General features: G+C 68.6%; 27 protein-coding genes and 1 riboswitch. Of the genes, 16 read left to right on the plus strand and 11 right to left on the minus strand.

Translation table 11 applies throughout. From position 1 onward, the window contains the following. Positions 1 to 96: 96 nt before the first annotated feature. Positions 97 to 1,422, minus strand: a complete 1,326-nt coding sequence (locus SAZ01S_RS12775; RefSeq protein ID WP_084582652.1) for an ATP-binding protein — start codon at positions 1,420 to 1,422, stop codon at positions 97 to 99. Continuing rightward, a complete protein-coding gene (locus tag SAZ01S_RS12780; protein WP_084582705.1) occupies positions 1,419 to 2,129 on the minus strand; it encodes a response regulator transcription factor in 711 nt (236 codons plus the stop codon). Before SAZ01S_RS12780 ends, SAZ01S_RS12775 begins: the two co-directional genes overlap by 4 nt. Positions 2,130 to 2,288: 159 nt before the next feature. Between SAZ01S_RS12780 and SAZ01S_RS12785 the strand changes: the two genes are divergently transcribed. From SAZ01S_RS12785 to pncB, 14 genes are all read left to right on the plus strand, one after another. Next, positions 2,289 to 2,747 (plus strand): hypothetical protein, encoded by a 459-nt coding sequence (locus SAZ01S_RS12785; protein WP_084582653.1) that lies wholly within the window; start codon positions 2,289 to 2,291, stop codon positions 2,745 to 2,747. Positions 2,748 to 2,802: 55 nt separating this feature from the next. After that, a riboswitch (cobalamin riboswitch) is annotated at positions 2,803 to 3,003 on the plus strand. 156 nt (positions 3,004 to 3,159) lie between these two features. Continuing rightward, a complete protein-coding gene (cobT, locus tag SAZ01S_RS12790; RefSeq protein ID WP_084582654.1) occupies positions 3,160 to 4,173 on the plus strand; it encodes a nicotinate-nucleotide--dimethylbenzimidazole phosphoribosyltransferase in 1,014 nt (337 codons plus the stop codon). Further along, on the plus strand, positions 4,170 to 4,736 hold the full coding sequence (locus SAZ01S_RS12795; RefSeq protein ID WP_084582655.1) for a histidine phosphatase family protein: 567 nt from the start codon (positions 4,170 to 4,172) through the stop codon (positions 4,734 to 4,736). The genes cobT and SAZ01S_RS12795 overlap by 4 nt, the downstream gene beginning before the upstream one ends. Continuing rightward, positions 4,733 to 5,455: an adenosylcobinamide-GDP ribazoletransferase gene (locus tag SAZ01S_RS12800; protein ID WP_084582656.1), complete on the plus strand. Its 723-nt coding sequence runs from the start codon at positions 4,733 to 4,735 to the stop codon at positions 5,453 to 5,455. Before SAZ01S_RS12795 ends, SAZ01S_RS12800 begins: the two co-directional genes overlap by 4 nt. After that, the gene (locus SAZ01S_RS24440) at positions 5,452 to 6,429 is read left to right on the plus strand and encodes an aminotransferase class I/II-fold pyridoxal phosphate-dependent enzyme (RefSeq protein WP_139810064.1); all 978 of its coding nucleotides are present in this window, start codon (positions 5,452 to 5,454) and stop codon (positions 6,427 to 6,429) included. Before SAZ01S_RS12800 ends, SAZ01S_RS24440 begins: the two co-directional genes overlap by 4 nt. Next, the gene (gene cbiB, locus SAZ01S_RS12805) at positions 6,422 to 7,354 is read left to right on the plus strand and encodes an adenosylcobinamide-phosphate synthase CbiB (RefSeq protein ID WP_245824822.1); all 933 of its coding nucleotides are present in this window, start codon (positions 6,422 to 6,424) and stop codon (positions 7,352 to 7,354) included. The genes SAZ01S_RS24440 and cbiB overlap by 8 nt, the downstream gene beginning before the upstream one ends. Next, positions 7,342 to 8,799 carry a cobyric acid synthase gene (locus tag SAZ01S_RS12810; RefSeq protein WP_084582658.1) on the plus strand — a complete coding sequence of 486 codons (1,458 nt, stop codon included), beginning with the start codon at positions 7,342 to 7,344 and terminating at the stop codon, positions 8,797 to 8,799. Before cbiB ends, SAZ01S_RS12810 begins: the two co-directional genes overlap by 13 nt. Continuing rightward, positions 8,796 to 9,302 (plus strand): bifunctional adenosylcobinamide kinase/adenosylcobinamide-phosphate guanylyltransferase, encoded by a 507-nt coding sequence (gene cobU, locus SAZ01S_RS12815; protein ID WP_084582659.1) that lies wholly within the window; start codon positions 8,796 to 8,798, stop codon positions 9,300 to 9,302. Before SAZ01S_RS12810 ends, cobU begins: the two co-directional genes overlap by 4 nt. Before the next feature lie 114 nt (positions 9,303 to 9,416). Next, positions 9,417 to 9,827, plus strand: coding sequence for a MarR family winged helix-turn-helix transcriptional regulator (locus tag SAZ01S_RS12820; protein WP_084582706.1), 411 nt, complete (start codon positions 9,417 to 9,419; stop codon positions 9,825 to 9,827). Continuing rightward, positions 9,824 to 11,869 carry an FUSC family protein gene (locus SAZ01S_RS12825; RefSeq protein WP_084582660.1) on the plus strand — a complete coding sequence of 682 codons (2,046 nt, stop codon included), beginning with the start codon at positions 9,824 to 9,826 and terminating at the stop codon, positions 11,867 to 11,869. Before SAZ01S_RS12820 ends, SAZ01S_RS12825 begins: the two co-directional genes overlap by 4 nt. After that, positions 11,866 to 12,081 carry a DUF1656 domain-containing protein gene (locus SAZ01S_RS12830; protein ID WP_084582661.1) on the plus strand — a complete coding sequence of 72 codons (216 nt, stop codon included), beginning with the start codon at positions 11,866 to 11,868 and terminating at the stop codon, positions 12,079 to 12,081. The genes SAZ01S_RS12825 and SAZ01S_RS12830 overlap by 4 nt, the downstream gene beginning before the upstream one ends. Continuing rightward, positions 12,078 to 13,010 (plus strand): efflux RND transporter periplasmic adaptor subunit, encoded by a 933-nt coding sequence (locus SAZ01S_RS12835; protein WP_084582662.1) that lies wholly within the window; start codon positions 12,078 to 12,080, stop codon positions 13,008 to 13,010. Before SAZ01S_RS12830 ends, SAZ01S_RS12835 begins: the two co-directional genes overlap by 4 nt. 2 nt (positions 13,011 to 13,012) lie before the next feature. Next, positions 13,013 to 14,410 carry an efflux transporter outer membrane subunit gene (locus tag SAZ01S_RS12840; RefSeq protein ID WP_084582663.1) on the plus strand — a complete coding sequence of 466 codons (1,398 nt, stop codon included), beginning with the start codon at positions 13,013 to 13,015 and terminating at the stop codon, positions 14,408 to 14,410. A gap of 10 nt (positions 14,411 to 14,420) precedes the next feature. Further along, positions 14,421 to 15,725, plus strand: coding sequence for a nicotinate phosphoribosyltransferase (gene pncB, locus SAZ01S_RS12845; RefSeq protein ID WP_084582664.1), 1,305 nt, complete (start codon positions 14,421 to 14,423; stop codon positions 15,723 to 15,725). On the opposite strand, the gene SAZ01S_RS12850 is transcribed toward pncB, so the two are convergent. The 3 genes from SAZ01S_RS12850 to SAZ01S_RS12860 form a co-directional block, all read right to left on the minus strand. Continuing rightward, positions 15,722 to 16,765, minus strand: coding sequence for a DUF2332 domain-containing protein (locus SAZ01S_RS12850; RefSeq protein WP_245824824.1), 1,044 nt, complete (start codon positions 16,763 to 16,765; stop codon positions 15,722 to 15,724). The genes pncB and SAZ01S_RS12850 overlap by 4 nt on opposite strands. Before the next feature lie 104 nt (positions 16,766 to 16,869). Then, complete coding sequence (locus tag SAZ01S_RS12855; RefSeq protein ID WP_084582666.1) at positions 16,870 to 18,726, minus strand: methyl-accepting chemotaxis protein; 1,857 nt, start codon at positions 18,724 to 18,726, stop codon at positions 16,870 to 16,872. Between the two features lie 534 nt (positions 18,727 to 19,260). Further along, complete coding sequence (locus SAZ01S_RS12860; protein WP_245824825.1) at positions 19,261 to 19,536, minus strand: hypothetical protein; 276 nt, start codon at positions 19,534 to 19,536, stop codon at positions 19,261 to 19,263. Between the two features lie 57 nt (positions 19,537 to 19,593). Here SAZ01S_RS12860 and SAZ01S_RS12865 point away from each other — a divergent pair, with 57 nt between their 5' ends. Further along, positions 19,594 to 20,748, plus strand: coding sequence for an aminotransferase (locus SAZ01S_RS12865; RefSeq protein WP_084582667.1), 1,155 nt, complete (start codon positions 19,594 to 19,596; stop codon positions 20,746 to 20,748). Positions 20,749 to 20,755: 7 nt separating this feature from the next. On the opposite strand, the gene mtnA is transcribed toward SAZ01S_RS12865, so the two are convergent. From mtnA to SAZ01S_RS24445, 5 genes are read right to left on the minus strand one after another with little or no spacing between them, the layout of a single operon-like run. Further along, positions 20,756 to 21,802, minus strand: a complete 1,047-nt coding sequence (mtnA, locus tag SAZ01S_RS12870; RefSeq protein WP_084582668.1) for an S-methyl-5-thioribose-1-phosphate isomerase — start codon at positions 21,800 to 21,802, stop codon at positions 20,756 to 20,758. Next, positions 21,799 to 22,431 carry an acireductone synthase gene (gene mtnC / locus SAZ01S_RS12875; protein WP_084582669.1) on the minus strand — a complete coding sequence of 211 codons (633 nt, stop codon included), beginning with the start codon at positions 22,429 to 22,431 and terminating at the stop codon, positions 21,799 to 21,801. The genes mtnA and mtnC overlap by 4 nt, the downstream gene beginning before the upstream one ends. Before the next feature lie 24 nt (positions 22,432 to 22,455). After that, complete coding sequence (locus SAZ01S_RS12880; RefSeq protein ID WP_218018076.1) at positions 22,456 to 23,013, minus strand: 1,2-dihydroxy-3-keto-5-methylthiopentene dioxygenase; 558 nt, start codon at positions 23,011 to 23,013, stop codon at positions 22,456 to 22,458. Next, positions 23,001 to 23,627, minus strand: coding sequence for a methylthioribulose 1-phosphate dehydratase (locus SAZ01S_RS12885; protein ID WP_084582671.1), 627 nt, complete (start codon positions 23,625 to 23,627; stop codon positions 23,001 to 23,003). Before SAZ01S_RS12885 ends, SAZ01S_RS12880 begins: the two co-directional genes overlap by 13 nt. A 9-nt stretch (positions 23,628 to 23,636) precedes the next feature. Next, complete coding sequence (locus SAZ01S_RS24445) at positions 23,637 to 24,092, minus strand: hypothetical protein (protein WP_245824835.1); 456 nt, start codon at positions 24,090 to 24,092, stop codon at positions 23,637 to 23,639. Between SAZ01S_RS24445 and SAZ01S_RS12890 the strand changes: the two genes are divergently transcribed. Continuing rightward, on the plus strand, positions 24,091 to 24,609 hold the full coding sequence (locus SAZ01S_RS12890) for a murein L,D-transpeptidase catalytic domain family protein (protein WP_439951226.1): 519 nt from the start codon (positions 24,091 to 24,093) through the stop codon (positions 24,607 to 24,609). The two genes, SAZ01S_RS24445 and SAZ01S_RS12890, sit on opposite strands and share 2 nt — an antisense overlap. A 119-nt stretch (positions 24,610 to 24,728) precedes the next feature. On the opposite strand, the gene SAZ01S_RS12895 is transcribed toward SAZ01S_RS12890, so the two are convergent. Next, positions 24,729 to 25,805 carry an ISAs1 family transposase gene (locus tag SAZ01S_RS12895; protein WP_084582672.1) on the minus strand — a complete coding sequence of 359 codons (1,077 nt, stop codon included), beginning with the start codon at positions 25,803 to 25,805 and terminating at the stop codon, positions 24,729 to 24,731. Positions 25,806 to 25,817 lie beyond the last annotated feature (12 nt).

The following is a 25,817-nucleotide window of genomic DNA, read 5'->3' on the forward strand; positions in this document are numbered from 1 at the left end:
GCTCCTGTAACAGACCCGCGGTGCGGGCATTTCTTCAGGAGACGGAGATACGGATGCGGATTTGCTGCATCGCGGCGCTTTCGTAAAAAAACGTTGCTAAGCCGTTGGCGCGACGCGCGGCAGGAGAATCTCGGCGCAAAGCCCGCCGCCTGCGCGGTTGGCAAGGCGGAAGCTGCCGCCCTCCGCCTCCGCCGCGCGCGCGACGATCGAGAGGCCGAGCCCGAACCCGACGGTATCTCGCGAGCGCGCGGCGTCGAGGCGGACGAACGGCTGCATTACCCGCTGGAGATCCTCCTCGGGAATGCCGGGTCCCTTGTCCTCGACCCGGATCGCCACCGCGCCGTCGACCGGCACCAGGCGGATGCAGCACTGGCCGGCATAATGAACCGCGTTGTCGACGAGATTGTTGAGCGCGCGCTTGAGCATCAGCGGGCGCAGGACATGCTCGAAATGGTCCGGCCCATCATATTCCACGTCGCGGCCGTGATCGGCATTGTCGTCGGCAATCGTCGCGCACAGCACCGCGAGGTCGACGCGCGCGGGGACTTCATTGTCGCCTTCGCCACCCAGGAATGCGAGCAGCGAGGCAATCATCGCTTCCATCTCGGTGATGTCGGTCTCGACCGCGGCGTGCACGTCCGGGTCGGCGATCGCATCGGCGCGGAGCCGCAGCCGGGCGAGCGGCGTGCGCATGTCATGGCCGACTGCGGCGAGCGCCTGGGTGCGATCGGCGATCAGGCGCTGGATGCGTTCCTGCATGCGGTTGAATGCGCTGATCACCCGGCGGAGTTCCTTGGGGCCGGCTTCCTCGACTTCGAGGATGGTGCCGGTGCCGAAGCGGTCCGCCGCCACCGCCAGCCGTCGCATCGGCAACAACATGCGCCGGAGCAGAATGCCGCTGATCAGGATCAGCGCCAGCGCCGGCGCCAGCGCCAGCAGGATGCGCGAGAGGCCCAGATCGGCGGCATGGACATGCTCGCGCGTCCGGAAATACATCCAGCTGCCATCGGGCATCGGCACGGCGCCGACGATCAATGCCTTGCTGCCTTGCGAGGTCAGCCGCAGGCGCAGGCCGTCCATCGCGAGCGTCGGCTCCCACAGCACCACCTGCTCGTAGAGGCGGTCGAGATCGGGCTGTTCGCGCAGGCCGCTCGGCAGTTGCGGCATCCAGCGCACCTCGTAGCGCGAGGTGGTGAAGTCGACTGCCAGCCGCTCGCGCCGCGCCGGCGGCTGCTCGGCGAGAAGCTTGCGGGCAATCACCAGATGCTCGGCCAGGCGCCGCGCCTCGTCGTCGCGCACCGCAAACTGGCTGGCGCGCTCGTAGAGCATGGTCGATACGGCGAATTCGATCAGGATGGTCAGCAGCAGGATCGCGAAGACCTGCCCGATCAGCCCGGAGGGGCGCTTGAGAAACGCCCTCAACTGCGCGTCACGGGCACGTTGAGCGTGTAGCCGATGCCGCGCACCGTCACGATCGGCGCCTGATGCCCCGCATCGGAGAGCTTGCGCCGCAGCCGGCTGACCAGCACGTCGATGCTTCGATCGGAGCTGTCGCCCAGCCGGGTGCGCGACAGCTCGATCAGCCGCTCGCGCGAGATCACCCGACCGGCATGGTCGCACAGCGTCACCAGCAGGTCGAACTCGGCGCCGGTTAAGTCGACCACCGCACCGGTGGGGGACAGCAGTTCGCGGCGCGGCAGGTTGACGGTCCAGCCGTCGAACTGGATCTCGCCCTTGGGGCGCTCGGCCACGTCGCGCTCGCCGGCACCGCGGCGCAGCACCGCACGCACCCGCGCGACCAGCTCGCGCGTGCCGAACGGCTTGGGGAGATAGTCATCGGCACCGAGCTCGAGGCCGACGACCCGATCGGTCTCGCTGCCCTTGGCCGAGATGAAGATGATCGGCACCGAGCTCTTCTGGCGGATGGCACGGCACAGGTCGATGCCGCTGGTGCCCGGCAGCATCACGTCGAGCAGCACAAGATCGACCGGGCCCTGATCGAGCGCCAGCCACATCTCCGGCGCAGACGATGCGGGGCGGACGGTATAGCCGTTTTCCTGGAGCGCGCGCGCCGTGAGCGTGCGCAGCTGGGGATCATCCTCGACCAGAACGATCGTGGGCAGCGTCAGCGGAGGTTCACCTGCAAACATCGCGACGAAACCTAGGGATGCGGGTCCGGAGGGTCAACGCCGCCGCGGCGAGTTGCGGCGCAACGCCGGTGTGATCCGCATCACACACAACGCAAAGGAGGGCGGATAGGTAGAGGTCGCAACGTGGGGGGAATCACTATGCAGATGCCGCGCCTCAACCGTTCCGTCCTCTCCGTCCGCATGCGCGCGCATGTCGGGGCGCTGGCGCGTAACCCGCTCGAAGCCATCGCCCAGGATCTCGCGCCGGCGCCGGACGACTCCGCCTTCGGTCCGCGTCACCTGCTCGCGGCGCTAGACGGGCTGTCCTCCGCGGTGATCGAGGCCACCGGCAGCTGGGCGTTCCTCGCCGCCGAGCGGATCCAGCTGATCGACGCGGCGCACAAGCTGGCCTGGCTGCTCGTGCGGGTGAACCGCAACGAGCCGATGATCGCGCACGCGCCGGACGTCGCGGGCACCACCCGCGCCACGGTTGCCGCCACCCACCAGCTGCGCGCCGTGCAGCAGCTTGGCGACGGCGCCGAGGCGATTCCGTCGCTGTTCAACCTGATCGTGCGAATCGACCAGCTGCTGCCGCGCACCGCCCAGCTCTACCAATAAGCCGCGGCCACTGGCGCATCGCGATCGCCGACGCTAGGAGCGACGCCGAAGGTTGTACCTTCGAACCCATGCCGGTGCCCGTTCGCGGGCGATCATAGGGAATGCGGTGCGGACGCCTGCGCGTCCAATGCCGCAGCTGCCCCTGCAACTGTAGGCGGTGAGCGGCCGGGCACAGGCCATTGGGAGCGATCCCGAGAAGGCGCCCGGTCTGCAGCGACCCGCAAGCCAGGAGACCTGCCGGTACGGGGTCGCTCACGCTCGGTCCAGGGTGCGGCCGTGGCGCGGTTTTCCGTTCGAGCGACAAGTGACGGACCGGAGGCGCGATGGCGCGTCCGAGCCGAACGGCATGCCAGCAACGGGGGCGCGTACGTGTGAGACAGTGTCATTCCACCAGCCGCACGAGACCTGCGGCATGATCCGGTTCGTAAGCATCGCGGCATTCGAGCAGGCGCTAGCGTCGCTTCCGTCCATGGATGCGGCGGCGGCGGACGCTGCATGGCGGCGCCAGCAGCAGCTGACCAAGCCTCCCGGCTCGCTCGGGCGCCTGGAGGATCTCGCCATCTTCCTCGCCGGCTGGCAGGGCCGGCCCGCGCCGTCGCTGGACCGCGCGCGCGCCGTGATCTTCGCGGGCAACCACGGTGTTGCCGCCCAAGGGGTGAGCGCCTTCCCATCGGAAGTCACCGCGCAGATGGTCGCCAACTTCGCGGCCGGCGGCGCCGCGATCAATGCGCTGACCGGCGCGATCGGCATGGCGCTTGAGGTCGTCGCGCTCGATCTCGATCGCCCCACCCGCGATTTTACCACGGCACCGGCGATGGACGCGGACGAATGCCTGGCCGCGCTCGATCGCGGCGCCGCCGTCGTCACGCCGGGGACCGATCTGCTGCTGCTCGGTGAAATGGGCATTGCCAACTCGACCGCGGCGGCAGCGTTATGCCTGCGCAGCTTCGGCGGCAGCGCCACCGACTGGGCAGGCCCCGGCACCGGCCTTGACCCGCACGGCGTGAGCCGCAAGGCGGCGGTGATCGCCGAAGCCATGGATCGGCACGCCGACGCCCCCACCACGCCGTTCGAGACGTTGCGCCGCGTCGGCGGGCGCGAGCTTGCGGCGATCGCCGGCGCGGTCCTCGCCGCGCGCCATGCCGGCGTACCGGTGCTGCTCGATGGCTTCATCTGCTGTTCGGCCATCGCCCCGCTCGCAGCCGCAGCTCCCGCAATCGTCGACCATTGCATCGCCGGCCATTGCTCGGCCGAGCCCGGCCATGCTCGCCTGCTCGACCGACTGGGGCTCAATCCGCTGCTGCAGCTGAACATGCGGCTGGGCGAAGGCAGCGGCGCGGCGGTCGCGGCCGCGGTGTTGCGCTCGGCGCTGGCGGCGCACAACGGCATGGCCACCTTTGCCCAGGCGGGTGTCACCGGCGCGTGACCGACATCGTCGTCCACCTGTTGCGCCACGGCAGTACCGATGCCGAAGGCAAGCTGATCGGCCACCATGACGCGCAGCCGCTCGCCGAGGGCGTGGCGGCGTGCGTGGCGCGTGCGGCCGGGCTGGCGGTGGACGCGGTTCAAAGCTCCGATCTGGCCCGCACCCAGGTGCCGGCCCAGCAGATCGCGGCGCTGCTCGGCGTCCCGGCGCACGTGGATGCGCGGTGGCGCGAACTCGATTTCGGTGCTTGGGACGGCGTCGCGCTAGCGGATATCGACGCCGCGGCGCTGGGCGCGTTCCAGGAGGATCCCTCCGGCCACGGCCCGCCCGGCGGCGAGACCTGGCCGGCGCTGGTAACCCGTGTCGGCACGGCGCTGGCAGCCATCGAGCGGCCGACGCTCGTCGTCACCCATGGCGGGGCGATCCGCGCCGCGCTGGCGACACTGTGCGGCATCGACTTCCCCCAGCTTTGGAACATCGCCCTGCCCCATGCCGCGCTGCTCAGCTTGCGCGTGTGGCCGGGCACGCCGCGCGTCGGCCAGATCATCGGACTTGTGACATGAAAGACTGCGTTCTCGCGCTCCAATTCCTTACCCGCCTGCCGCTGCCGGCCGTCGCGGCGGACGACGCCGCCTTCGCGCGATCGATCCGCTGGTTCCCGGCAGCGGGGCTCGTCGTCGGGCTGGGCGTGCTGCTCGCGCTCTGGCTGGGGCAGCTGATCGATCCCTGGACCGGTGCGCTCGCCGGGCTGGTCGCCTGGGTAGCGATCACCGGGGCACTCCATCTCGATGGCATCGCGGACCTCGCCGATGCCAGCGGCGCGGTCCACAAAAGCCCGGAACGGCTGCGCGCGGTGCTCGCCGATCCGCATGTCGGCAGCTTCGGCGTGGTCGCGATCGGCCTGCAGCTGCTCGCCAAGCTGGTGCTGCTGCATGCGGTGCTGGCGTCGCCCGGCTGGTGGTCCGTCGCCTTCATTCCCGCCGCTGCCCGCTTCGGCCCGCTGGTGTGGAGCTGGTGGCTCAAGCCGCTGCATGAGGGGCTCGCGAGCCGCTTCCGCAACGTCATCCGTCCGGCCGACCTGATCGTATGGCTGGTGCTGCTAGGCTTCGCGGCGGCGCTGACGACGCCGGCGCTGGTGGCGGCGCCGGTGCTGATCGCCGCCTGGGGCTGGCGCGTCAGGCGGATGCTCGGCGGGATCTCGGGCGACGGGCATGGCGCGGGGATCGAGCTGGTGGAGACCGGACTGCTCCTCGCCTTCGCGATCACGCCGCTGCTGCGATGACCGATCCGTTCCGCCACCATGGCGGCAACCTCGCCGCCGCAAGGGCGCACTATGGTGATGGTGTGTGGCTCGATCTCTCGACCGGGATCAACCCCGATGCCTGGCCTGTCCCCCAGGATCTGGCGATCGATCCACGCCCGCTGCCCGATCCGGCTGCGCTTCACGCGTTGGAAGCGGCCGCTGCCGCCCATTTCGGGGTGTCCCCCGAGCATGTCTGCGCGGTACCGGGGAGCGAAATGGGGCTGCGGCTGCTCCGGCCATTGCTCGGTGCCCGGGGACGCCACCATGTTCCGGGCTACCGCACCCACGCCGCTGTGTTCGCGGACAGCACTCCATGGGCGACGGGTGGGGCGATGGCGCATGGGGATTCGCTTGTTCTCGCCAATCCCAACAACCCCCGCGGGACGCTGCACGCGCCCGAGGCACTCATCGCGCTGCTGAACAAACGCGAAGCGGAGGGCGGCTGGCTCGTCGTCGACGAGGCCTTTGTCGATCCGCACCCGGACGCGAGCATCGCCGCGCGCGTCGCGGACCAGCGCCGCCTGATCGTGTTTCGCTCGTTCGGCAAATTCTTCGGGCTGGCGGGGCTGCGACTCGGCTTCGTGGTGGCGCCTCGCGCGGTGATCGCCGGCTATCGGGCGCTGCTGGGCGACTGGCCGATCGACGCGACCGCGCTCGCGATCGGCACCGCCGCCTATCGCGACGCCCGCTGGATCGCTGCGACGTGCGCCGCCCTTCCTGCACGCGCGGCGGCGCTCGACACCGTCCTGCAGGCGCATGGCCTGGCGCCGATCGGCCAATCGCCATTGTTTCGCCTGGTCGAGAGTGCCGACGCCCCGGCGCTGTTCGAACGGCTGGCAACCGCGCATATCCTTGTCCGCCCCTTCGACGCGGCACCGCACCAACTGCGGTTCGGCGTGCCGCACCAACCAGCCGCGCTCGAACGGCTGGACCAGGCCCTGCGCCTTGGCTGAACCGGTTGCGCTCGCTGCACTGGCGCTCGACGCCGGCCTGGGCTGGCCCGGCTGGCTCTATGCGCGGATCGGCCATCCGGTTGGCGGCTTCGCACGGCTGATCGCGGCGTGTGAGCGGCACTGGAACCGCCCGGAGGTGCCGGAGGCACGCCGCCGTGTGCTCGGCGTGGTGACCGTCCTGCTCCTGCTGCTCGTCGCGGTTGGTGCCGGCTGGGCGATCGAGCACCTCGCGGCGGGGCTGCCGGGCGGATGGCTGATCGTGGCACTGGCAGCCTTTCCCGGGATCGCGCAGCGCAGCCTCTACGAGCATGTCGTGCCCGTCGCCTCGGCGCTTGCCCGTGGCGATGTGGCAACGGCGCGGACCCGCGTCGGCTATATCGTCGGGCGCGACACCGCGCAGCTCGATCCATCCGCCATCGCGCGCGCCGCGCTCGAAAGCCTCGCAGAAAGCTTTTGCGACGGTATCGTCGCCCCGCTGTTCTGGCTGCTCGTCGCCGGACTGCCCGGCCTCTGGGCCTATAAGGCGATCAACACCGCCGACAGCCTGATCGGCCACCGCGAGCCACGTTGGCGCGCCTTTGGCTGGGCAGCGGCGCGCACCGACGACCTGATGAACCTGCTGCCCTCCCGGCTTTCCGGCCTCGCCCTGTGCCTCGTCGCCGGACGCGGCTGGCGGGTGCTGCACCGCGACGCGCACAAGCACGCATCCCCCAATGCCGGCTGGCCAGAAGCCGCGATGTCGGGCGCGCTCGACGTCCGACTCGCGGGCCCCGTCGCCTATGACGGCGTGCTGCATGCCAAGCCCTGGATCGGCGAGGGCCGCGCCGAGGCCACGCCGCAAGACGTGCGGCGGGGCCTGACGCTCTACGTCCGCGCCTGCGCGCTGCTATGGCTGGTCGCGGGAGGAATCGCATGGCTGCGGTGATGCTACAGGGGACCGGGTCGGACGTGGGCAAATCGGTGCTGGTCGCCGGGCTCTGTCGCGCCCTCGCCAATCGCGGGCTCCGCGTACGCCCGTTCAAGCCGCAGAACATGTCGAACAACGCCGCGGTAACCGAGGATGGCGGCGAGATCGGCCGGGCCCAGGCGCTCCAGGCACTCGCCTGCCGGGTGGCGCCGCATACCGACATGAACCCGGTGCTGCTCAAGCCCCAGGGCGACCGCACCTCGCAGTTGGTCGTGCAGGGCAAGGTGCGCGGCACGCTGGACGCGGGCAATTTCCGCGCAGCCCGCAAGCCGCTGCTCGGCGAGGTGCTCGCCAGCTTTCGCCGGCTTGCCGCATCGTGCGACATCGTTCTGGTCGAAGGCGCAGGCTCGCCGGCCGAGATCAACCTGCGCGCGGGCGATATTGCCAATATGGGCTTTGCCCGTGCGGCGAACGTGCCTGTGTTGCTGGTCGGTGACATCGACCGCGGCGGCGTGATTGCAGCGGTGGTCGGCACCCGCGCGGTGCTCGATCCGGACGACGCCGCGATGATCCGCGGCTTCCTGATCAACAAGTTCCGCGGCGATCCCGCGCTGTTCGCCGACGGCTATGCGCAGATCGAGGAACGATCGGGCTGGCGCGGCTATGGCCTGGTCCCATGGCTCCGCGACGCAGCGCGCCTGCCCAGCGAGGACGCGGTGGTGCTGGAGCGCACGTCGCGGGCGGAAGGCGGGCATGTGCTGATCGCCTGCCCGATGCTGCCGCGCATCGCCAATTTCGACGATCTGGATCCGCTGAAGCTCGAGCCTGGCGTGCGGCTGGCGATGATCCCGCCGGGCCAGCCGCTACCCGCCGATGCCGCGCTGGTGATCCTGCCCGGCTCCAAGGCGACGATCGCCGATCTCGCCGCGCTGCGCGAACAGGGTTGGGACATCGATCTGCTCGCCCATCATCGCCGCGGCGGCGCGGTGCTCGGCATTTGTGGCGGCTACCAGATGCTCGGCCGGACGATCGCCGATCCGCATGGTATCGAAGGTCCCGCCGGCAGCGCGACCGGCCTCGGCCTGCTCGCCGTCGACACCGAACTCACGCGGGAGAAAGCACTGCGCCCGGCGCGCGGCACCGCGCTGGGCGTCCCGATCGAAGGCTATGAGATGCACATGGGCGTGACCAAGGGGCCGGATACCGTCCGCCCCTTTGCCAAGCTCGACCACGGACCGGACGGCGCCGTCGCGCCAGACGGCCGTGTGATCGGCAGCTATCTCCACGGCATGTTCGCCAGCACTGCGTTACGTCGGGCGGTGCTCGCGCGGATCGGTGTTGAGTCTAGCGGCACGGACTATGCCGCCGCGGTCGACGCTGCGCTCGACGCCATCGCGAACGATCTCGAAATGCATGTCGACATCGACGCGCTGATCCAGCTTGCCAGGGAAGCCCAGCCATGACCCGTCTGCTCGTTCTTGGCGGCGCCCGGTCGGGCAAGAGCCGCTATGCCCAGGCACGGGCAGAGTCCATGCCCGGTGACCTGATCTTTGTCGCGACCGCGCAGGCACTGGACGACGAAATGGAAGACCGGATCGCCCGCCACCGCGCCGATCGCGGCCCGCGCTGGTCCACACTGGACGTGCCGCTCGATCTTCCCGCCGCGATCGATGCCGAGGCGGCGCCGGACCGCGTGCTGCTGATCGACTGCCTGACGCTCTGGACGTCGAACCTGCTGTTCGCCGATCGCGACCTCGATACGGAAACGGCTGCCCTCGCCGACGCGGTCGCAGCCGCGAAGGGCCCGGTGATCCTCGTCGCCAACGAGGTCGGCCTCGGCATCGTGCCGGACAATGCCCTGGCGCGCCGCTTCCGCGACGCCGCCGGCCGGCTCAACCAGGCGATCGCCGCGGTGGCGGACGAGGTGCAGTTCGTCGCCGCCGGCCTGCCGCTGCGGCTGAAATAGGCAAAAATAATCGATGCCCCATACCAACGCGGGGCTTGATCGAATTAGTTAGCGTTCTAACTACCGGCACCTATGCCCGACCGCCCAGCCCTCGAGCGCGCGCTTGCGACGCGCATGAGCCCAACGTCGCGCGCGTGGCAACGGCTCGCCGATGCGACGCTCGCCTCGCTCGACATCTCCGGGTCCACCGGCTGGGCGCTCGTCTATCTCCAGCGGCTCGGCGAGGATGTGCGCCAGGCGGAGCTGGCCCGCGCCATCGGCGTGACCGAAGCGTCGCTGGTCCGCACCCTGCATGCCCTGGAAGAATCCGGCATGGTGGTCCGCGTGGCAGACGCGCAGGATCGCCGCGCGAACCGGCTGCGGCTCACCGAACGCGGTGTTTCGCATGCGTCACGGATCGACCAGCGGCTTGCCGCGTTGCGGAGCGCGTTGCTCGATGGGGTGAGCGACGCCGATCTGGAGGCCACCTTGCGCCTGCTCGACCAACTCGCGACCAAGCTCGCCGAGCATCGGCTCCAGGCATGACCGATCGCTGGGGCATCGACGCGGCAGTCTTTTCGCTCAAATCCTACGCGGCAGGGATGCTGGCCGTGTATCTTGCGCTCTCGATCGGGCTCGACCGGCCCTATTGGTCGTTCCTCACCGCCTATATCGTCGCGCAGCCGCTGGCCGGCGCGGTGTTCTCCAAGGCGCTGTTTCGCGTGATCGGCACGGTGGTTGGTGCCGCCGCAGCGGTGGCAATGGTGCCGCCGCTGGTCAACACGCCGGAACTGCTGGTGCTCGCCATTTCGGGCTGGCTGGCGCTATGCGTGTTCGTCTCGTTGCTCGATCGCACGCCGCGCTCGTACATGTTCGTGCTGGCGGGCTACAGTGCGGTGCTGATCGTGCTGCCGAGCGTCGACACGCCCGCACAGATCTTCACCGTCGCCAGCCTGCGCGTGCAGGAGATCACCCTCGGCATCCTCTGCGGCAGCTTGGTCCATGGCGTGATCTTCCCCCGCTCGGTCGCCGCCTTCCTGCTGACCCGCGTTTCCGCGATCCTCAAGGATGCCGAACGTTGGTCGCGGGATTCGCTGGCGCTAGAGCCGGTGCCGGGCGTCGATACCGAGCGGCGGCGGCTCGCGGCCGACATCACCGAGCTCCACCAGCTCTCGATCCATCTGCCCTATGAGACCGCGCGCACCACCCCGCGCGTGCGCACCGTTCGCGCATTGCAGGACCAATTGTCGCTGCTGATGCCGCTGGGTGCGGCGGTCGACGATCGCACCGTGCGCCTTCAGGCGCATGGCGGCCTGCCGCCCGAGGCCGCCGCCCTGCTCACCGATACCCGGGCATGGCTGGAAACGCTCGACCGCGACCGGGAGGCGCGCGCCGCCGACGCCGCCGCGTTGGAGGCGCGGTGCGCCGCACTCGAACCGGCGGTGCACGAAGGCAGTTCCTGGCACGACCTGCTGCTGCTCAGCCTGCTTTCGCGCCTTGCCGCGTTGATCGCAGCCCACCGCGATTGCCGCGACCTCGCCGAACAGCTCGCCACGCTCGATCGCCGCCCCGTCTCGCCTCGCGTCGCCGAGCTACTCGAAGGGCGCCGCGGGCGCGAACTGCACATCGATTGGGTCGGTGCGCTGCGCGGCGCGATCGGCGCGTTCCTCACCCTGTCGGTAGGATCGGCGATCTGGATTGCCAGCGGCTGGGCAGACGGTTCCACCGCGGTGATGCTCGCCGGCGTTTTCCTCTCGCTGTTCGCCGCAGCGCCCGATCCGCTGCTGCCGCTGCGCTCCTTCTTCTGGGGCACGCTGGCCGCGACGATCCTGGGCGCGATCTATGGCTATGCGATCATGCCGCAGCTCGACGGGTTCGGCCAACTCGCCGCCGCGATGGCGCCGCCGCTGCTGATCCTCGGCGCGATGATGCACTCGCCGAAATGGATGGGCCTGGCGCTGCCGACGCTGCTGGGCCTTGGCAGCCCGCTGCTGATCTCGGCGCGCTACACCAGCGCCTTTGCCAGCTTCGTCAATGGCGGCATCGCGCAGCTGATGGGCGTGGCCTTTGCGATCCTGATGGCGCGGCTGCTGCAATCCGCCGGGATCGAGCAGGCGATCCGCCGGACGTTGCGCGCCGGCTGGGCCGATATTGCCGAAAGGAGCAACCTGATGACCCCGCCCGACGTGCGCGGCTGGATCAACCGCATGCTGGACCGGATCGCACTCCTGGCACCGCGCCTGGCGCTTGCCGGCCGTTCCCCGGGCGCACCGCTCTACGACGCGCTGCGCGACCTGCGCACCGGCGTCGCGATCGGCGAACTGCGCGCGCTGCGCCTCGAGCTTCCGCCCGAACGCGCTGCCCCGCTGACCGCGGTACTGCGCGACGTGGGCGACTATTACCGCCGGCTCGAACCCTATGCCGAGAAGCCGGACGATCCCGCCCTGCTTGCCCATATCGATGTGGCGCTGCATGCTATCGCCCGCGACGACGACCGCGCGGTTCGCCGCGCCGGCGCACTCGGCCTGCTGAGCCTGCGCCGCAATCTCTTCCCCGGCGCGGACCCGGCGCCGGAGGCCGCGCTGTGATCGGCGAGATCGCGATCGACGGCGTCTATGTGCCGACGATGCTGCTGCTCGGCGTGATCGCCATGCTGCTGACCATCGCGCTCGCCCGCCTGTTCAATGCCTTCGGCCTGTATCGCTTTGTCGCCTATCGCGCGCTTGTCGATCTCTGCCTGTTCGTTCTTCTGCTCGGCCTGCTCGCCTGGGCCTCGCCCCTGATTGGATTCCGACCATGAAACGCTACCTCCCCATCCTTGGCCGCAGCGCCGCGACGATCGTGATCGTGATCGCGGCCACCGTCGTCGCCTGGTGGCTGTGGCAGCATTATGCGCGCAGCCCCTGGACGCGCGACGGCCGGGTCCGCGCGGACGTGGTGCGGGTGACCCCCGATATCGGCGGGCTGGTGACCGCGGTGATGGTCCGCGACAACCAGCAGGTAAAGGCGGGCGACCTGCTCTTCGTGATCGATCAGCCGCGCTATTCGCTGGCGCTGGCCCAGGCGCGGGCGAGCGTCGAGAGCGCCCGCGCGACGCTCAACCAGGCGCAGCGCGAAGCCCGACGCGACCTCGCGCTCGGCAACCTCGTCGCCGCCGAAACGCACGAGCAGAATGTCGCGCGGGCCGCCACCGCCCAGGCTGCCCTGGTCCAGGCGCTCACCTCGGTGCAGAGCGCCGAACTGAACGTATCGCGCACCCAGGTAAAGGCGTCGGTAAACGGCACCGTCACGAATCTCGATCTCCACCCCGGCGACTATGTCGCGGCCGGCCAGCAGGCGATGGCGCTGGTCGATGCCGACAGCCTGCGCGTCGAAGGCTATTTCGAGGAAACCAAGCTGCCCAGCATCCGCATCGGCGCGCCGGTGACCGTCGAACTGATGGGCGAGCCCCGCGTGCTGCACGGCGTCGTCGAAAGCATCTCGGCAGGCATCAACGACACCACGCGAAGCAATGCCGGCAACCTGTTGCCCAATGTCGACCCGACCTACAGCTGGGTCCGGCTCGCCCAGCGCATCCCGGTACGGGTGAAGCTGACCCAGGTGCCCGCCGACATCCGCCTGATCTCGGGCCGCACCGCGACGGTGACGATCCAGCCGAGCGCCGTCGCCCAGCCTGCGCCTGCCCGGCCAAGCCCGACCCCCACACCGACCCCGACCAAGGCGCATTGAAGATGCGCGCACTCCCCCTCGTCGCCGCGCTCGCACTGGTCGCCGGCTGCACCCGCGCCGGGCCGGACTATCATCCCCCCGTCACCGGTCCGGCGAACAGCCCGGCCGCGACCGGCAACTTCCTCTCGGCGCAGGACAAGGCGTTCAGCGACGAGCCCCTGCCCGATCACTGGTGGCGCCTCTACGCCGATCCGCGACTAGACGCGCTGGTCGAGGAGGCGCTCGCCGCCAATGCCGATCTGCGCGTCGCCGACGCCAATCTCCGTCGCGCCGAAGCCGTGGTCCGCCAGACCGAAGCCTCGCGGATGCTGACCACCGACCTGTCGGGCGGCGGCACCCTCGCCCGCGCCTCGAATACCGGCGCCACGCTGCCCGGCAAGCTCGGCTACAACCTCGGCATCTCGGTCGGCTATCCGCTCGATGTGCGCGGCAAGATCGCCCGCGCGATCGAGGCCAGCCTCGCCGATCGCGATACCATCGCCGCCGCGCGCGATGCGGTGCGGGTGAGCGTCGCCGCCGCCACCGCACGCGCCTATGCCGATGTCTGCGCTGCCAATTTCCGGCTGGCAGCGACCCAGCGGATCGTAACCCTGCAGCGCCAGACCTTCTCCGCCACCCAGCGCCTCCAGCGCGCGGGCCGCGGCACCGCCTTCGACGTCAGCCGCGCCCAGGCTGCGGTGCAGGCCAGCGAGGCCAATCTGCCGGTCTTCGCCGCACAGCGTCGCGGCGGGCTCTACACGCTCGCCGCGCTGCTCGGCCGCCCAGCCGCCGACTATCCGCGCGACATCGAAAGCTGCGCCGCGCTTCCCGCCCTCCCCCGCCCGATGCCGGTAGGCGACGGCGCCGCCATGATCCGCCGCCGCCCGGATATCCGCCAAGCCGAACGCGTGATCGCCGGCGACACCGCGCGGATCGGTGTCGCCACCGCCGATCTCTATCCGCAGATCAGCCTTGGCGGCTCGGCAGGGCTCAGCGGTCCGCTCGACGATCTCGGCAGTCCGAGTTCGTTCGGCTTCAGCCTCGGCCCGCTGATCAGTTGGAGCTTCCCCAACCGGCCCGCCGTCCGTGCGCGCATCGAGGCGGCGGGTGCGCAGGTCGATGCCGATATCGCCCGCTTCGATTCCACTGTGCTCGGCGCGCTGCGCGATACCGAAACGGCGCTGGAAACCTATGCGCGCGATCGCGATCAGGCTGAAGCGCTGCGCCGTGCCCGCGACAGCGCCGCGACGGCGGCCGATCAGGCGGGTCGGCTGTTCCGCTTCGGCCGCAGCGATTTCCTCGCGCTGCTTCAGGCGCAGAGCAGCCTCGCCCAGGCAGAGGCGAGCTACGCCACCGCCCAGGCCCGCCTGCCCGATGACCAGATCGCGATCTTTCTCGCACTTGGCGGCGGCTGGGAATAAGAGCGGCCCCATGACCTTCACCGATATCGCGAGCCGGACCTACAACCATAATTTCCGGCTAGATCCGATCGTCCGCAGCCTGCTCGATACGGATTTCTACAAGCTGCTGATGCTGCAGATGATCCGGCGGCTGCATCCCGAGACGCAGGTCACCTTCTCGCTGATCAACCGCAGCAAGTCGGTGCGATTGGCCGAAGTGATCGACGAGGCCGAACTGCGCGCGCAGCTCGATCATGCGCGGACGCTGCGCTTCGCCAAGAAGGAGCTGATCTGGCTTGCCGGCAACAGCTTCTACGGCAAGACCCAGATGTTCGCGCCGGACTTCATCGCCTGGCTCGCCGACTTCCAGCTGCCGGCCTATGAGCTGGAGCGGCACGATGGCCAGTTCGTGCTCCATTTCCACGGCCCCTGGACCCACACGACCATGTGGGAGATCCCGGCACTGACCATCGTCAACGAACTCCGCTCGCGCGCGGCGATGCGCGGGCGCGACCGGTTCGCGCTCGACGTGCTCTATGCCCGCGCCAAAGCGAAGCTGTGGGACAAGGTGGAGCGGCTGCGCACCCTACCCGATCTGGTGCTGTCGGATTTCGGTACCCGCCGGCGCCATGGCTTTCTGTGGCAGCGCTGGTGCGTCGAAGCGCTGAAGGAAGGGCTCGGCCACCGCTTCATCGGCACCTCCAACGTGCTGCTGGCGATGGACGCGGACCTGGAAGCGATCGGCACCAACGCGCACGAGCTGCCGATGGTGGAAGCGGCTCTGTCGTCCGACGACGCGGCACTTGCCGACGCGCCCTATCGCGTGCTCGAGCAATGGCGCGCGCATTATGGCGGCAATCTGCTGATCGCGCTGCCCGATGCGTTCGGCACCACCTCGTTCCTCGCCCGCGCGCCCGATTGGGTGGCCGACTGGACCGGCTTCCGCCCGGACAGCGCCCCGCCCATCCCGGGCGGCGAGCAGATCCTGCGCTGGTGGCAGGACCATGGCCGCGATCCGCGCGACAAGCTGCTGATCTTCTCCGACGGCATGGACGTCGATTCGATCGAGGCAACGTATCGCCACTTCAACGGGCGGGTGCGGATGAGCTTCGGCTGGGGGACCAACCTCACCAACGACTTCCGCGGCTGCGACCCCGACGGCGAGGCGGGACTGGAGCCGATCTCGCTCGTCTGCAAGGTCGTGGCGGCAAACGGCCGCCCGGCCGTCAAGCTCTCGGACAATCCGGCCAAGGCGACCGGCGAGCCGGCGGAGATCGAACGCTATCTGCGCGTGTTCGGTAGCGCCGGTCGCACCGAACACGCGGTGCAGGTCTAGCCGCGCCAGTCGACCGAATTGCCGTACGGGTGACACACCGCCAACACACGGCGCTCCTCCCCGCCCGGAAACCAGCTGAGCGACAGGCGAACTTCGCTGCGCGTCTCCGTCCATTCGAAGCCGACCCAGGCGAGCGGGCGCTCGGGCGTCGCATATTGGCCGGCATCGCGGATCATCGCTACCACCGCGGCGCGATCGCGGGGCGGAAGATATTGCAGCACCATCGAGTGCATCACCACGCGGCAGACGCCTTCGGCCTGCGGTTCGGCCAGCTCGCGCGCCAGCCATTCGGACGCATCGCCTCGCGCGATTTCGGGCGGATGACGCCGCGCCATGCCGAGCGCCTCTTCGAGCCGGTGCAGCCGCGACGGCTGATCGGCGAAGATATAGGCCATCAACCGCTCGCAGGTAGCAGGATCGGCAGCGTTCAACGGATTGAGATCGACACCGCGGGCCGCGACGACTTCGAGCGGCGCCGGCAGCGGCGCGGACCCGTTCCACTCGGGCGCGACCTGTACCGGCGAATGGCGGTCGCCCGCCAGCACCCCGCCCAGATCGAAGCCGTAACGACCGAGATTGAGGTTGAGGCCGCAGCTCGACCCGATCTCGAGCAACTCGAACGGCAACCCGAAGCGGCGGCGGACCTGCATCAGCGCGGCGACGATCGCACCCGACCGGCCGACCTCGTTGGTCTGCGGCGTGCGGCGCAGGAACCCAGCGATCAGGTCGTCCTCGGCAGCAAGTGCCTCGCCGATCGCGCCGTCGAAATCGTCATGTTCGTAGCGATAGAGCGCAGCAAGGGCGGGCGGATTGCCGCGCCGCGCCAGAAAGTGCAGCGCGGCGTTGAACCGCATCGCCAGCGCGGCCGAGGCGGCGTCGCCCTCCCAATGGGTGATCACCGCTTCGCTATGCGGTGCGCGGCCCAGCTGGCGTAGCCCGGCGGCAAGCACCGCGCCGACAAAGGGCGATCCCAGATCGGTGGCGACCCGCGCCATGCGCGCGATTTCCGCCGGACCCGTCCGGGGCGCAATCCTGTCCATTCCAATAATCCCTGGCGGGAGCACCTGCTCCGGAATCTTCTCGCGGGGCATCGCTCGATTCGCAACCGGACCGAACGATGCCCCGCGGGATTGCATATCGTCGATCAGAACGACTGCCAGTCGTCGTCCGCAGAACCGCTGTTGCGCACCAGCGCCGAGACGGCGGCCTTGGGCAGCGGCTTGACATGCCCGCCGCTGAACCGCGCCGGCGATACCCGAGCGCTGCTCACCGGCGCGCCGCTGCCCACGTTGAACCGGCTGGCCTGTTCGGAGAGGACGCTGACCTCGCTCGCCAGGTTACGCGCGGCAGCCGAAGTTTCCTCGACCATCGCGGCATTCTGCTGCGTCGATTGATCCATCTCGCCAAGAGCGGCGCTGATCTCGGTGACCGCGCTCGACTGGGCATGGTTGTCCGACGCCATGTTGCCAAGCAGCTGGTGCACCTCGCCGACACCGCTTGAGATGTCGGCCAGCGCCCCGTCGACCCGCTGCACGGCCTGCACCGCGGTGACGATGTCGCTCTGTGTCGCGGTCAGCTGGTCGCGCGCGCGGCCAGCCTCCTCTTCCGCCCGCATCGCCAGGGCGGAGACGAGATCGGCGACGACCGCGAACCCGCGACCCGCCTCGCCCGCGCGACCGGCTTCGACCGCGGCGTTCATCGCCAGAACGCGCGTCTGGAACGCAATCTTGTCGAGACCCTCGATGACGCTGTCGATGCCCTTGGCGCTGTCGGACACGCGGGTCATCGCCTGCACCGCCTCGTCGGCCGTCGCGCGACCATTGTCCACCGTCGCCATCGTGCCGTCGGCGCGCTCCACGGTCTGGCCGGCAGCGGTAGCGGTCGCCTTGAGGCGCTGGTCCATCTGGGTGACGGCAGCAGCCGTTTCCTCGAGGCTGGCGGCATTGGCTTCGGTGCGGCGCGCGAGATCCTCGCTGGCCTGGGCAATCTCGTTCGAGCCGGTGCGGATCGACGCGGTTGCCTCGATCACCGACGAGATCAGCTCGCGCAGGCTCGACAGGGCGTTGTTGAAGTTGGTCTTGACGGCACCGTATTCGCCCGGGAACTCGGCGTTGATCTGCGCGGTCAGATTGCCCTGGGCCAGCTCGGCGAGATGCGAGGAGACCGTCTCGACGACCATTTTCTGCACCGCCTCGGCCTTGGCGCTGGCGGCGTCGGACGCTTCCTTGGCGAGGGCGGCGTCGCGGAAGACCAGCACCGCGCGCGCCATGTCGCCCAGTTCGTCGCCGCGCGTCGTGGCAGGGACGTCGACATGGTTCCGGCCCGCAGCAAGATCGGCCATGGTGCGGGTCAGCTGGCTGATCGGGCGCGCGATGATGCTGCTCAGCGTGACGGCGAGCGCGATGGCGATGCCGATCAGCGCGACGGCGCCGATGATCAGCACGGTGGTCGCGGTGCTGATCGCACCTTCCTGGCGGGCGCCGTTCTTTTCGATTGCTTCGGCCTGCGCGTCCTTGATCGCGCGCAGCGGCAACACCGCCGCCGAAACCAGCACCGCCTTGCCGGCGCTACGCACCTGGGCTTCCGCTTCCTCGCGCTTGCCGGCCTTGACTTCGGCGATCAGGCGATCGCCCCACTTTTCGCGCCACGACAGCGTTTCGGCGCGCGACTTGCGCAGTCCGTCGAGCAGCGCCGGATCGGTCAGCAGCTTCTCCAGCTCGGCCGAGGTCTCGTCATATTCGGTCCGGCCTTCGTCATAGGACTTGAGATAGGTCGGGTCGGCGGTGACGAGGAAACCGCGCAACTGGCTGTTCTGGCGCAGCAGTGCGGTTTCGAGGGTCAGCGTCTTCGAGTGGATCTGCTGGCTGAGATTGTTCTGGTCGGTCACCGAACGGATCATCGAGATGTTCATGAAGAACACGATCATCACCGTCGCCGCCGATGCACAGATCAGCAGGAACGACAGTGCGAGCTTCCTCGGAATTTTCATCGATGCAATCATTGCTGGTCTTTCCGATACGTTCTGGGGCGCCCGATGGTGCTGGTCTCGATCCCGGCGTGCGCTGGTGCCGAACCGAGGGAGGGGAAAGGAGAGTTGGAGATCACCGCATCATGATCGGTGCCGACCTCCGGTCGCGGTGCACCCCGGCAGGATGTGCCACCACATCGTCCGCCGTGGCAGGAAACCGTGTATGACCGTACATTCCCCGATAGCTCCTGTTCGCAGTTCACCGCATTATAGGAAGAATCCGTTACCGATCGGTTCACCGCGCCCGGAAACCGTCGCAGTAGAAACACTTAATTGTCTGGCAGCGGCAGGAAACGTTGGAGCATGTACTTGGGATAGCGCTATCCGGCGCACATCCGAATACCGCGCAAACACGCTTATTTGACCATGACGATGGAGCTATAGCAGCAAGTGAAACCACCTTCCCGCGAAGGCCGTTTCTACGTAAGCGCAAGCCACCGCCGCCGAATTAGCAAAGGAATCGACGGCGGCAGAATAATTAGCCTAACATTGTAACACTTTACTGCGTCATTTGCGCTCCTTGCGGCCGCCCTTCCAGTAGAGCAGGCCCGCGACGATCGCGGCGGATCCGATGCCGATGGCGGCCCCCATGCCGATCTGCCGCGTGCTCGGCGTCCGGCGCTTGGCGGCGGCGGCCTGCTCCTTCGCAACGGCGATCGCCTCCCCGCCCTCGCCGTGCGGCGTTTCCGTCGTCGGGTAGGGGGACTGCGATTCGGCGGGCACGGGCGGTTTCTTGCTCATCATCTTCCTTCGACACACGCGGTCAGCAACCGCTTTCTTCATGCGGCGATTGCCCCCCGGCTTGCAAGGCGCAACCGCACCCCGCAATAGCGGTCTGCGATGAACCCGATCTATTCTTCGATGGGCACCACCATCTTCGAAGCCATGTCCGCCCGCGCCCGGGCCAACGACGCGATCAACCTGGGCCAGGGGTTCGCCGATGGGCGCGGGCCCGAGGCGGTGCTGGCCGCGGCGGCGCGGGCCGTCCTGGAAAAGTCCAACCAGTATCCGCCGATGGCGGGGCTGCTCGAATTGCGCCAGGCGATCGCAGACCATTATGCCCGGCACCAGGCGCTGAACCTCGCGACCGAGGAAGTCCTCGTCACCTCCGGCGCCACCGAGGCGCTGGCGGCGGCGCTGCTCGCGCTGATCGAGCCCGGCGACGAAGTGCTGTGCTTCCAGCCGCTCTACGACGCCTATGTGCCGTTGATCCGGCGCGCGGGCGGCGTTCCCCGCTTCGTCCGCCTGCACCCGCCCGAATGGCGGATTGATCGCGCGGCGCTCGAAGCGGCGGTGACTGCAAAGACGCGGCTGATCCTGCTCAACAACCCCCTCAACCCAGCGGCGACGATGACCAGCGCGGAGGATCTGGCGATGCTCGCCGATTTCTGCGTCGCCCATGATCTGATCACGATCTGCGACGAGGTGTGGGAGCATGTCACCTTCGACGGCGCGCGCCACCTGCCGCTGATCGGCTTTCCCGGCATGCGCGAGCGGACGGTGAAGATCGGCAGCGCCGGCAAGATCTTCGCGCTGACCGGCTTCAAGGTCGGCTGGATGTGCGCCGCGCCGCCGATCGCCAGGGTGCTGGCAAAGGCGCACCAGTTCCTCACCTTCACCACCCCGCCCAATCTGCAATGGGCCGTGGCCGAGGGGCTCGCGACGCAGGACGACTGGGTGCAGGAGGCGCGCCACCGCTTCCAGGCCGGGCGCGACCGCCTCGCTTCCGGCCTGCAAAAGGCAGGCTTTGCGGTCCTGCCGAGCGCCGCGACCTATTTCCTGTCGGTCGACCTCGCCGCCTCCAGCCTCGCGATGGACGACACCACCTTCAGCGAGCGACTGGTCGAGGAGGCCAAGGTGGCGACCATCCCTGTCTCCGCATTCTATGCCGAAGATCCGGTGACCAGCGTCGTCCGCTTCTGCTTCGTCAAGGAAGACGCGGTGCTCGACGAAGCGATCGCCCGGGTCCAGCGCTGGCGCGCGGACCTCGGCTGAGCCCGGCTCAGATCGTCGCCAGCACGCCGCGTTCGGTGATGTAGCCGGTCACAAGCCGTGCCGGGGTCACGTCGAACGCGGGATTGAGCGCCGGGGAGTCCGTCACCCGGATCGTCGCGATGCGACCGGTTTCGTCGGGACCGGTGAGCCGCATCACTTCCTCGGCCGAGCGCGCTTCGATCGGAATGTCCGCGCCGCTCGCGGTAGCGGGATCGAAGGTCGTATAGGGCAGCGCGACGTAGAAGGGCACGCCATTGTCGTGCGCTGCCAGCGCTTTCAAATAGGTACCGATCTTGTTGCAGACGTCGCCATTGGCGGTCACGCGGTCCGTGCCGACGATCACCGCGTCGACCTGCCCCTGCATCATCAGCAGACCCCCGGCATTGTCGGCGATCACGGTGTGCGGCACGCCGTGGTTGCGCAACTCGAACGCGGTCAGCAACGCCCCCTGGTTGCGCGGCCGGGTCTCGTCCACCCAGACATGCACGGGGATGCCGGCGTCGTGCGCGAGGTAGATCGGCGCGGTGGCGGTGCCGTAGTCCACCGTCGCCAGCCAGCCGGCGTTGCAATGGGTCAGGATGTTGAGCGGCCGATCCGGGTTCTTCGCGTGGAGGTCGCGCAGCAGCGCCAGGCCGTGTTCGCCGATCGCACGGCAAAGCTCGGCATCCTCGTCGCAGATCGCATCGGCGCGGGCAAAGGCGGCGGCGGCGCGCTCGCCCTCGGGCAGTGGCTGCACCGCCGCCCGCACCTGATCGAGTGCCCAGCGCAGGTTGATCGCGGTGGGCCGCGTTTCGACCAGTGTGCCATAGGCAGCATCGAGCCCGGCATCGCTGGCATCCACCGCCAGCGCCATCGCCAGACCATAGGCGGCAGTGGCGCCGATCATCGGCGCACCGCGCGTCCACATCTCGCGAATGGCAACCGCCGCCGCATCGAGGTCACGCAGTTCGACCCAGCGGATCTCCCAGGGCAGATGGCGCTGGTCGAGGATGCGGATCCCCTGCCCGTCCGCCGTGCGAGCGATCGAACGCGTGTGCGTACCTTCCAGGATCACAGGCGAATCTCCGCGAGCGAGTGAATGTCGGCGGGGCCGCCGTTTCGATCGATCAGCAGGGCACCCAGCCCGGCTGCGCGCGCCGCATCGACCTCTGCCTGTACGTCGGAGACGAACAGGATTTCCTTCGGTTCCAAGCCAGTTGCAGCAACAATCTTGCTGTAGCTCTCAGCTTCGCGCTTCGACCCGGTGGTCGTGTCGAAATAGCCCGAGAGCATCGGCGTCAGGTCGCCGGCGATGGAACGGCCGAAGATCAGCTTCTGCGCCGCGATCGAGCCGGACGAATAGATGTAGATCGCGACCCCGGCGGTGTACCAGCGGTGCAGCGCCTCGGGCGTATCGGGATAGACATGGCCCTGGAGCGTGCCGTCGGCATAGCCCTGTTCCCAGATCAGTCCCTGCAGCGTCTTGAGCGGCGTGGCCTTGCGGTCTTCCTCGATCCAGCCGAGCAGCGTGGCCACCTTGTCTTCGCCCGGCACCTCGGCAAGGATCGGCGCCACTTCTTCAGAATGCGTGGCAACATAGGCTGCCAGGTGCTGGCGCGTATAGGGAAACAGTACATCGGCGACAAAGGCGATGCTGCTGGTGGTCCCCTCGATATCGAGCAGGACGGCCTTGGGCTGGGTCATGGAATGTGTCTCGCTGCACCGCCGTCAGGCGGCGATGGGCTCGTGGCGCGGGAATCGATCGGCAATCGTCTCGCCGGTGAACTGCGCGATCCAGCCATCTGGATTGGTGAACAGCCGGATGGCGGTGAAGCGCGGGTGTGGCCCCATGTCGAACCAGTGCGGCGTTCCGGCCGGGACCGAAATCAGATCACCTTCCTGACAAAGAACCGCATAGACGCGATCATTCAGATGGAGTGTGAAGAGCCCCTCGCCTTCCACGAAGAAGCGCACCTCGTCCTCGGCATGGCGATGCTCGGAGAGGAACTTGGCGCGCAGCGCGTCCTTTTCGGGATGATCGGGCACCATCCGGATCACATCGACCGAGCGATAGCCCTTCTCGCCCTGGAGGCGCTCGACCTCCGGCGCAAAGGCGGCGAGCACCGACTCCTGATCGGCGTCCGCCGCGATCGGGCGCGACGGCCAGCGTTCGAACCGCACCCCGCGCATCGCCAGTTCCTCGGCGATCGTTACCGGGTCGCTGGTGTCGAGCAGCGGCGTCGTGCCGGTTTCGGCGAAGATACGGAGTCGGCTCATACTGCCCATGCCTGTCTGAAGCTGGCCTCGGCGAGTTCGGCGGCGATCATCCATTCGGTCGCCTCCAGCACACGTTCGGCCTCGTCCACGTCCTTGCCCCAGGCGTAGAGCCCATGGCTGCGAATGAGATACGCCGGAATCGCGCCGGGCGCCAGCAGCGCCGGGCGGACCGTCGCCTCGATCACTGCCATGTCCTGGCTGTTGTCGACGATCGGCAGCTGCACCTCGGTCTCGTGGGTGGTGTGCCCCGGATAGGCCTTGAGCATCTCGTGCCCGGCCAGCACCCAGGCATCGGCGTCGGTGGCACGGCTCAGCCCCACCGCTTGCGGCGAATGGCCGTGCAGCACCGCCCCCGCTTCCGGGAACAGGCGGTAGATCGCCAGATGCAGATCGGTCTCGGCCGAGGGCTTGCCCGGGGACAGCGGCTGCCCGTCGAGACCGACGCGCATGATCCCGTCGCCGGTCAACCTGCCCTTGTGGCGGCCGGAGACGGTCAGCGCGATGCTGCCGTCGTCCAGCCTGGCCGAATAATTGCCCGAGGTCGCCGGGGCCCAGCCGCGGGCGTCGAGCCGCCTCCCGGCCTCGATCAACGCCGTGATGGCCTGTTCGTAGGACATGGTCATGGTGCGCCTCTAGCGCTTCGCGCGTGCGGCGCGACACCAAATTTTTCGCCGCGCGAACAGTACAAGCAGGCCGATGCGCTGCAGCGCGATTCGGGCAATCGTGAACGCGTGCCGTCCCGAAACGACATGACCGCTCGGTGAACCGGGCAGCAGGTGCGCCGAAACGCGCCACTTGGCGGGCCAAGAGCGCGCAACGTTAACGATGCTTCTGCTATACGGTTGCCGGGGCATGACAGAAATTTGCGGGCGCAGAACAAAGATCATGGATTCGAAGGCTTCGGTACAATCGCGTCGGGCGTTGCTCAAATCGGCGCTGGTGATGGCGAGCGGCGCAGCGGTTTCGGCCTGCGCCTCGCGCACGATCGGCACCACGATGGCAGCGGCGGCACCGCCACCGCGCCTCCAGCCGGCACCGGTTGCCTCGCTGACGCCCGCACCCAAGGTTGCGGCCCAGGCGCGGATCATGCCGGCCGGCGTCCGTCCCGAACTGTTCAAGCGCGCAACCGCGGCGCTGGACCGGCACTCGATGCACGTCGACACGCATGACCGCATTGCCATCGCCGACTTCTCGCTGCCTTCGTCCCAGCCGCGCTTCTTCCTGGTCAATATGGGCACCGGCGAGGTCGAGCCGTTGCTCGTCGCGCACGGCATCGGCTCGGATCCCGGCCATACCGGCGTGCTCCAGCGCTTCTCGAATCAGATCAACTCGGAAGCGACCTGCGAGGGCGCGTTCCTGACCGCCGACTATTATGTCGGCAAGCATGGCGACTCCCAGCGGCTGATCGGGCTCGACCCGACCAACAACAACGCACTGGCCCGCGCCATCGTGGTGCATTCGGCCTGGTATGCGAACCCGGACATGGTGTCGAAGCACGGCAAGCTCGGCCGCAGCCAGGGCTGCTTCGCGGTCGGCGAGCGCCAGCTGGCCAAGGTCTTCGACCGGTTGGGCCCGGGCCGGATGATCTACGCGACGAAGGTGTAGGCGTCGCGCAATTTAGCCCCTCCTCCTTGGAGGAGGGGTTGGGGGTGGAGGGATTCCAGAACAGACGTTGGTCTCTGCGAGACACTGCCCCACCCCAACCCCTCCCCTGAAGGGCAGGGCTATCGCATTTGAGCTAAGAGGCTGAGCAGGAAGGGATCGTTCCACGCGGCACGCTTGATTTTGCCTTTGATGGAGCCCTTGTCTGGGTGCTGGCGGAGGAGGTTGAGAGCAAGCTTTCGCAGGAGGGCGATGTTTTGGGGAGCGTGGTCCAAGCGGCTGCGGGCTGCGTCCTCTGCGAGGGCGACGTCAAGGACCCAGTGGAGTTGGTTCTCGATGGTCCAATGGCTTCGCGCGACGTCGAGCATGCGCTCGGGCGTGAGGTGAGTGGAGAGAAGGAACCAGCGCACGATGGGCGGCTCGGCACCGGCGGTGGTGTGGCGGTGGGTTTCGACCTTCGCGACGGCGGCGATACCGGGGAAATCGATACCGCTTGCAGGGACGACCAAGGCCGTACGCCGCTCGGTGCGGTCATGCGCGCGGCGGGGTCCGTCGCTGGCCCCGGCACCCGCTGCGGTGCTGTCGGTAAGTGCCTGGGCTTTGGCCAGAAGCCTCGGCTGGTTCGCCTTCACCGCGAGCGCATAGTCGGCGCCGGTGTCGAGGATCGCCTGTGCCGTGGCGGCGTGGCAATGCAGGGCATCGGCGGTGACGATGCAACCGTCCAGCCGCAATAGCGCCAACGCCTGTTGGGCGCCCAGCACTTCGTTGCGGCCCGGCGCGAGGCGCTGGCCGATCGCGAGCCGCGCCTCCACCGCCCAGAGGTTGACCAGGTGCAGCGGCACCGCCTTGCGACCCCGCGTATAGGCGCCCCGCAGCGCCTTGCCGTCGATCGCCACTACCCCTTTCAAGCCGCCGGCAAAGGCCGTCGCGAACCGGCTGAACGCGGCTTCGAACGGCTCGGGCGCCAGCAATCGGAACAGCCGGCTGAACGTGTCGTGGCTCGGCGCCCCATGCTCCAGCTTCAGCACCTGCCGCAGCAGGTCGAGCTTCGCACGGCCGAACATCGCCATGTCCGTACAATCCTCCGCACCGCACAGCACCGCCGCCAGCGCTACGAACAGTAGCTCGAGGAAATCATGCCGCGCGTTCTGCGCACGCGGATCCTCAACGCCCAAAAAATGATCTGAAAACCAATCCATCCAAGCCCCCTA

This window comes from Sphingomonas azotifigens NBRC 15497 (assembly GCF_002091475.1).
Classification (GTDB): domain Bacteria; phylum Pseudomonadota; class Alphaproteobacteria; order Sphingomonadales; family Sphingomonadaceae; genus Sphingomonas; species Sphingomonas azotifigens.